This is a genomic window from Citrobacter sp. VF227 (assembly GCF_052950715.1).
Map to the genome: position 1 here is coordinate 1 of NZ_JBRFVF010000403.1, position 466 is coordinate 466.

General features: G+C 70.2%; 2 protein-coding genes. One reads left to right on the forward strand and one right to left on the reverse strand.

The genetic code is table 11. The features are described from left to right. Window positions 1–292 (forward strand): MucR family transcriptional regulator (locus ACU8YC_RS26980; protein WP_446896258.1); only part of this gene is annotated, 292 nt, incomplete at its 5' end. Here the strand turns inward: ACU8YC_RS26980 and ACU8YC_RS26985 are convergent. Then, window positions 271–466, reverse strand: a 196-nt coding sequence (locus ACU8YC_RS26985) for a DUF4326 domain-containing protein (RefSeq protein WP_446896259.1), incomplete at its 5' end; no start/stop codon positions are given. The two genes, ACU8YC_RS26980 and ACU8YC_RS26985, sit on opposite strands and share 22 nt — an antisense overlap.

Sequence of the window (466 nt, forward strand, 5' to 3'; positions counted from 1 at the left end):
CCACCTGACGAGTTTTGGCCTCACACCCGAGGCCTATCGGGCGAAGTGGGGCCTGCCGGAGGGCTATCCGATGGTCGCGCCGTTCTACACGCGCAAGCGCGCCCGGCTGGCGAAGCGGACGCGTCTCGGCCACTACGACCGGGAGACGAGAAAGCTCCTGCCGGAGGCTCCGCGCGAGGCACAGGCCAGCCCCAAGGCCTCGACGAAAAGCCCCGAGCCGCGAGGCTCGGGGGGGAGACGTCAGCAGGACAGGCTGGGCGGCGTGGAGCGCTACACGGCAACGATGGCGTAGGCCTCCTTTACCCCGCGCCACCACGCGATCCGTTCGTCGCGGATGGCGTTCGCGAGGTACTTCAGAAGATCGCCGTGGCAGGCCAGTGGCGCGCACCAGCACACGAGATCGCGCCCGCGCAACTCGTCCAGCGCGCGCAGCAGGTGGTGCCGGTCGGCCAGCCACAGCCCGTAC